5 protein-coding genes and 1 tRNA gene are annotated in these 3,680 nt (G+C 64.9%); 3 read left to right on the plus strand and 3 right to left on the minus strand.

All coding sequences use genetic code 11. The features are described from left to right. Positions 1–707: L-threonylcarbamoyladenylate synthase (locus tag CWO91_RS41745; protein ID WP_130221110.1), on the minus strand; the 707-nt coding region annotated here is incomplete at its 3' end. 68 nt (positions 708–775) lie between these two features. Here CWO91_RS41745 and CWO91_RS41750 point away from each other — a divergent pair. After that, a tRNA-Pro gene (locus tag CWO91_RS41750) sits at positions 776–852 on the plus strand. Positions 853–1,247: 395 nt separating this feature from the next. Then, complete coding sequence (locus CWO91_RS41755) at positions 1,248–1,412, plus strand: hypothetical protein (RefSeq protein WP_347338732.1); 165 nt, start codon at positions 1,248–1,250, stop codon at positions 1,410–1,412. A gap of 114 nt (positions 1,413–1,526) precedes the next feature. Here the strand turns inward: CWO91_RS41755 and CWO91_RS41760 are convergent, their stop codons facing one another. Both CWO91_RS41760 and CWO91_RS41765 read right to left on the minus strand, forming a co-directional pair. Further along, entirely contained in the window at positions 1,527–1,853 is a 327-nt protein-coding gene (locus CWO91_RS41760; protein ID WP_130221111.1) for a hypothetical protein, read from the minus strand. A gap of 218 nt (positions 1,854–2,071) precedes the next feature. Further along, positions 2,072–2,296, minus strand: coding sequence for a hypothetical protein (locus CWO91_RS41765; protein ID WP_091892541.1), 225 nt, complete (start codon positions 2,294–2,296; stop codon positions 2,072–2,074). 231 nt (positions 2,297–2,527) lie between these two features. Here CWO91_RS41765 and CWO91_RS41770 point away from each other — a divergent pair, with 231 nt between their 5' ends. After that, positions 2,528–3,487 (plus strand): N-carbamoyl-D-amino-acid hydrolase, encoded by a 960-nt coding sequence (locus tag CWO91_RS41770; protein ID WP_130221112.1) that lies wholly within the window; start codon positions 2,528–2,530, stop codon positions 3,485–3,487. The last annotated feature ends 193 nt before the right edge of the window (positions 3,488–3,680 follow it).

Below are 3,680 nucleotides of genomic sequence, written 5' to 3' on the forward strand. Positions count from 1 at the left end.
TGCGAGGCCAGCATGCCCGGCGCCAGCGGCTGGCTGTCCTCGCTCTCGGCCTCCGCGGGCGGCCGCACCAAGGGTGCGCCGAGCACGGCTTCGATTCGCTCGCGCGACAGCCCGCCGGGGCGGAGCAGCATCAAGCTCTCGAAGCAGCCGATGATCGTCGATTCGACGCCGACCTCGACTGGCCCGCCGTCGACGATCAGATCGATCCGCCCCGCAAGGTCGCTTTCGACATGGGCGGCCAGCGTCGGCGAGACATGGCCGGAGATATTTGCGGACGGCGCCACCACCGCCCCGCCAAAAGCGCGCAGAATCGCCTGCGCCACCGGATGGGCGGGGATGCGGATCGCGACCGTGTCGAGGCCGGCGGTGGCGAGATCGGCCACCGGGCAGTTATCCGTCTGCGGCACCACCAGCGTCAGCGGCCCCGGCCAGAACGCCTCTGCAAGCTTCAGGGCACGCGCATCGAACCGGCCGATCCGCCGCGCGGCGGCAACGTCCGCGACATGGGCGATCAGCGGATTGAACGCGGGCCGCCCCTTGGCGGCGTAGAGATGGGCGATCGCGGCGGCATTGGCGGCATCCGCTCCGAGCCCATAGACCGTCTCGGTCGGAAATGCGACCAGCCCGCCGGCCGTGAGCGCCCGGGCCGCGGCTGCGGCGGCGGCCTCTCCGGCCGGTAAAATCAGCGTTTCAAGACCCGTTTTCACAGGGATAAAATTCCTCAACTCGGCCGCTTGCGGTGCGCCAAACCCGACGCTATAAGCCGCCTTCTTGTCGGAGTGTGGCTCAGCCCGGTAGAGCACTGCGTTCGGGACGCAGGGGTCGCAGGTTCGAATCCTGCCACTCCGACCATTCTTCCAAAAGTCGACGTATTCCCAGAGGCTTGGCAGACCGGTTGCCGGCGCCTCGGGAGCGCCTTTTTGCAACGATTTTCGGGGCGGGTCCACGGCCGATTTGGCCCCAGCAGGGACGTCTGTGCGCCTGGCATGGCTCGCGCCGACCAAGGCGTTTTCCGTCCACGCCGATTGCGGTCGATCCTGCGCAGGCCACGAGGTGGTGCAGGGTGGCGCATCTGACCCGCCCACAGCCCTGGCACTCTGTTTGCTCAGTCAGGACCAAAGGCAGCCCCTAGCGGAGGGACTGTTTCAGGTTGAGGCAAAACAATGAAAGAAGTGTCCCGTTTCGGCTCCACTGGAGCGCTTCGGCTCAGCGCGCTGATTGCGGATCTGTGGTGGCGCGTTCAGCTCATGAATTCCGACATCCTCGAAGAAGAGGCCAAGGCCGGGGTGTTTGACGTGAAGGACCCGTCCTATCCGTTGCTCGCGATGAACCTTCGCGCGCGACGTGAGAATCTCGTGTCGACGATAAACGCGCTGGAGCAACGCGCGAAATCGGGCCGCGCGGCCGCCTGACACCGTGTCTCCTGGGCGCTTGCGGGCCTTGGATTCAGTTGGTTTGGCGGTCGCCTGTTTCGGCGGCTTGGCTCTTGAGCCTTACGGCAACGGCCCGAGCCGCATCCATCGCCTTTACCGCCGCGCCACCAGCACGCCGACTAAAAACGCCAGCATCAGCGACGGCAGCGGCGCCTCGCGCACCATGCCGCGGACGATGTCAGGCCAGTGCGGGGCCGGGACGAGACTTGGCGACCTGACGTCGGCCAGCGGCGTCATGCCCCATTCCGAGGCGAGGTCGGTGATCTCGCGCGTGGCCAGGCGCGAGCCGTCGCGGACGCGGAAGATGGCGGCGTCGGATCGGTCGCGCGGCGCGAGCGCCATCAGCGTCGCGATCGCGGTGCGCAACGTCATCTCGCCATAGCCTTGCAGCCTCACCGACTCCTCGGGGTCGGAGGTCATGCGAAATCCCTCACGGCGCGAAATGGCGCGCGATGGTGAATGCCGCCGCTGCGCACAGTACCAGCGTGGAGATCGCGCCGGTGACGCCGCGCGCGAGATGGGCCCGCGACAGATGCCTGGTCATGGTCTTGCTCCATGTTCAGCATGGAAATGGTGGTGCGCGAGGTTGGTTCCTTGCGGCACGCGCGAATCGCGAAAGGCCTGATGACTTGCCCTGATTACTTGCGCAGCAGCTCGCTCAGGGCGGCCGTCGCCTCGGCGCAGCGGATGTCGTCGATCTCGCGCGACAGGCTGAGCGCGCTCGATCTCAGCTCTTCGATCTTCCAGCTCTCGGGATGCTGGCTTTCGAGCTGGCCGAGCCGCTTGTTCAGCTCGTCCAGTCTCGACTGGAGCTGCCCGATGCTGGCGGCCCCATTCACTTTCCAAACGCGCTGTGCACGCATCGTATTTCCCCTGCTGGTCTCACGGCGTTGTGAGAGCGGTTCGTGGCCGGATTGGGAGTTTCTTTTGTCCGGCTTCAGACGGTGGGGAACCGTTGCAGATTGGCAACGAAGTTCCGTTGTTTTGGCGCGCGATCGCATGATGAGCCTTGCAGGCACAGAATTTGATTCCCCGCGAAGTCGAGGGCGTTGCCGCGGTATCGACGAACCGCAAAGCGAATAAAGGAAAGACGCGTGGTAAGATTTGTGAATGTTGCGGCCGGTCAGCTTGGCCCAATCGCGAAAAGCGAGACGAGGACCGAGGTCGTGGCGCGGTTGATGGCCATGATGCGCCGGGCGCACGCAGACGGCTGCGACCTCATCGTGTATCCCGAGCTCGCGCTAACCACGTTCTTTCCGCGCTGGTATTTTGAGGATCAGGCCGAGATCGACAAATTCTTCGAGCGCGAAATGCCGGGGGCGGAGACGCGAGGCCTGTTCGACCTCGCGCGCGAACTCGGCATCGGGTTCTATCTCGGCTATGCCGAGCTGACGGTCGAGGCCGGGATTGTCAGGCGCTACAACACCTCCGTCCTGGTCGACAGAAGCGGCGCGATCGTCTTGAAATATCGCAAGGTCCACTTGCCCGGCCATGCCGAGCACGAGCCGTGGCGCAAATTCCAGCATCTGGAGAAGCGCTATTTCGAGCCGGGCGCAGGTTTTGGTGTGACCAGCGCCTTCGGCGGCGTGATGGGCATGGCGATCTGCAACGATCGCCGCTGGAGCGAGACCTACCGGGTGATGGGCCTGCAGGGCGTCGAGATGGTGCTGATCGGCTACAACACGCCAGTGCACAATCCGCCCGCACCGGAGCACGACCATCTCTCGCTGTTTCACAACCATCTGGTGATGCAGGCCGGCGCCTATCAGAACGGCACTTTCGTGGTCGGCGTCGCCAAGGCCGGCCTCGAGGAGGGCGTGGAGCACATCGGCGGCAGCTGCATCATCGCGCCTTCGGGCGAGATCGTTGCGAGATGCACGACGAACGGCGACGAGATCGCGATCGCCCACTGCGATCTCGATCTCTGCAATTCCTACAAGCGGACGACGTTCAATTTCGACGTTCACCGCCAGCCACGGGCCTATGGGATGATCGTGGAGCGGAAGGGCGTGACGACGATGGCGGATGGGACACCGGTGCCGCGGAGGGAGTGAAGCTCCCGTAGCCCGGATGGAGCGCAGCGCAATCCGGGGTGCCCGCCCGTCGGTCGGCACCTTCCCGGATTACGCTTCCGCTCCATCCGGGCTACGCGTCCGCGCCTGTGTCGCCCTCTGTCAATCCCGTCGCTTGAAAATATTCCGCTTTACCGAAATTCGGAATTGGCGTATGTGTCGCCCATCCCGGCTC

The organism is Bradyrhizobium genosp. SA-3, from assembly GCF_004212635.1.
Lineage (GTDB): Bacteria > Pseudomonadota > Alphaproteobacteria > Rhizobiales > Xanthobacteraceae > Bradyrhizobium.